Source organism: Acidithiobacillus sp. TH-A36, from assembly GCF_057473445.1.
In genome coordinates, this window is record NZ_JBYCKP010000362.1 from 1 (window position 1) to 3,097 (window position 3,097).

At 51.6% G+C, this 3,097-nt stretch carries 2 protein-coding genes; one reads left to right on the forward strand and one right to left on the reverse strand.

What is annotated here, in order from left to right:
* The coding region (locus AC2VLY_RS09630; RefSeq protein WP_486922171.1) for a sensor histidine kinase at positions 1 to 1,328 on the reverse strand (1,328 nt) is incomplete at its 3' end.
* 246 nt (positions 1,329 to 1,574) lie between these two features.
* Here AC2VLY_RS09630 and AC2VLY_RS09635 point away from each other — a divergent pair.
* The coding region (locus AC2VLY_RS09635; RefSeq protein WP_486892292.1) for a TonB-dependent receptor plug domain-containing protein at positions 1,575 to 3,097 on the forward strand (1,523 nt) is incomplete at its 3' end.

Genomic DNA, 3,097 nt, shown 5'->3' on the forward strand with positions numbered 1-3,097 from the left:
GCAATGGCCAACCCGAGACCACTACCTTCTATTTTTCCGGAATCCGAAGCTTCGCCGCGATACAAAATATCAAAAATCTTTTCCCGCTCATCGGGATTTACTCCAGGACCCTCATCCTGAACGTCCAACACCGCCTGTTCGTCCTGTACTTGCAAATCCACCCGTATGGTACCGTTTTGAGGAGAGAATTTCACGGCATTTGACAACAAATTATCACAAATAGTGCGGAGTCGATCTGCATGCCCCCGAATACGCACCTCCTCAAGCCGGGTTTCCAGATGTAATGCATTACTTCTTAGACTGGGCTTGTAGCTCAGCAGCAGATCCTCTACAACATGAGTCAGAGATAACTCCTGCACCATGCCGGCACCCACAGGCCCCTCCGCCAGGCTAAACCGCAACAGATCTTCAATGAGGCGCTGCAAGCGTAAGCTGTTATCCCCCACAATCTGTACGATTTCCTGCTGCTCGGCACTAAGATTTTGTCCGAGATCGTCCTGCAACAACTCCGACCCTTCGCGAATGGCTGTAAGAGGCGTTTTCAGCTCGTGGGAAAGCTGACGCAGAAAATGCAGCTTGGCCGCTTCCAGAGCGTTCAGACGGTTCCGCAACCATTCCAGGCGATCTCCCAAACTGGCTATGTCGCGGGGCCCTTTGACCGTTATGGGTGTTTCCAGATCACCTGCACCCAGCCCGGACACCGCCTGATCCAGACGCCGCACCGGTCGGGTAATGAGAATAATGAACACAACAGCTACCGCGACTGACAGGGGTAAAACCAGAAGCACCTCAAAAATGGTCAGCCGTTTTATAGCCAACGCACGCGTGCCCAGTTTACCGACCTCTGTACTGATTCCTTCATTCACATCACTTTGCAGACTTTGGGCCTCCCCGCTGGCCCGGCTGAAATCACCTGCCAGAGCACTCCGGTTGCCCTCCAGGGAAACCAGGGGTAATAGCTGACGGGCACGGGAAAGATTTTCGGCCAGATGATGCAGCCGCTCCCGGTCCACCGGCGAGGGACCTGCCGCCGCAAACTGGGTACTGGCTTTTTTGTACTCGCTAAAGCTCTGATCATACAAAACGAGTAATGCCTGATCCTGCAGTACGGTGTACTGCAGGCCATAACGCTCCATGGAACGCACGGCGTTATTCATGCGATTGGCCGCATCACTCATGGCCACTGCCCGGAGAATACTGACCTGCCCCTGTTCGGCAAAATGCGCGATGGAAAGTGTCACACTGACAATGACCAATACCAGCGGCACGATGGCCAGGCCGAAACCAAACACGACCAGCTTGGAAATGGAACTCGGACGAAGAACCATGAAGGTTTGCACTCCAAAAAATACCCAGGATCCAGCGTAAATTCGCCGGAAACAAATCGCAATAATATCAGATAACCTTAATATACTTTAATAATATCCCTCTATTGCCCAGCAAAACATTAGAATTACAAACTACTGTGGAGATCGAATACGATTTTACCATAATAAAAGTGAGGAAGCGTTCACACGCGTTATCCTCAACCGCCGCAAAATTCCAAAAATAACTTTAATTATCAGGAGAATTTCATGCGACGAGCACCTATCCACCCGCTTATCGGTGCGGTCTTGCTGGCACTGGCCAACAGCTCCGAGGCAACAACCCCGATGACCATTAACATTAATCTACCAGGATTCATGACGGACTCTGCAGATGGCGCTCTGAACGCCTCGGCCAATGCGCGTGATAATGCCCATCTGGCAAGCAATACCGCGAAAATTTTGCAGAACATCCCCGGAGGTTCTGTTTCCGCCGCAGGTGGAGTATCCGGATTGCCAGTTTTAAACGGCTTGAGTGACAATCAACTGCTCTTGCAGGTTAACGGATTCAGCACCCCCAATGCCTGTGCCAATCATATGAACCCACCGCTTTCGTATCTCCCGCCAGCCGCCATTGGTCAGATAACCATCTATCCCACGGTGGTCCCGGTAAGTGTGGGGGGCAACGCTATTGGTGGAGCCGTCATCGTCAAATCGCCGCAACCAATTTTCGCAAAGCCCGGCAGCCATTTTGTGAGTGGCGGCAGCGTAGGCGGATTTTATCAAAGTAATGGCAATATTTACGGAACGCATCTGAATGCTGCGGCGGCTACCAGGCACTTCAGCATTAACTATAGCGGCTCCTATGTACATGGCGGCAACTACACCGCAGCAAAAGCTTTCAAGCCTGAAACCTACGGCATTCCCGGCGATATGGTGGCTTCATCCCTGTATGAGGCAATATACCAGAATCTCAATGCTGCCTACCGCTGGAAACAGCAGGTGTTGGAACTGGGCGTGCAATATCAGAGCATCCCCTACCAGGGATTTCCCAGTGCCCGCATGGATATGACCGGAAATCACAGTACCCGCCTTAACCTCCATTATCAGAGCCAATTTCAATGGGGTAAATTGGAATTACAGGCTTACAATCAGGTAGTTCAGCACAGCATGAACTTCCTTGCAGACAAAAACCTGGGCGCCATGATGGGCATGCCAATGAACACCCAGGGCGTGAATAACGGCGTAAAGGGTAAAATTGCTGTGCCTCTGGACACACGCAATCACCTGGAATTCGGTGCCAGTTACAACCATGAACATCTGAACGACTGGTGGCCCCCAGCAACCAGTAAAATGAGCATGATGGGCCCCAATACTTATATAAATATCGACAATGGCAGAAGGGATCGCTATGCCGCTTTCGCCGACCTGAAAACGCAATGGAATCCACATTGGAACAGTGATCTTGGCCTGCGGCTGGAAGATGTGCGCATGAACACCGGTCCGGTTCAAGGTTACAATGCCATGATGTATGGAAACCCGGACAACCCGCAAAGCCTGCCGGGGACATTCAACCGGAGTGATCGCCAGCGCCAGTACACCAACTGGAATTTTTCGGCCATCGTGCACTACCAGCCCGATAAACACAGTAGCTATACCCTGGGACTGGCGCGTAAAGCCCAAGCCCCCAGCCTTTACGAACTCTACCCCTGGTCCAGCAATGCCATGGCCATGAATATGATCGGCTGGTTCAACGATGGTAATGGTTATATTGGTAATCTCAACCTGAAACC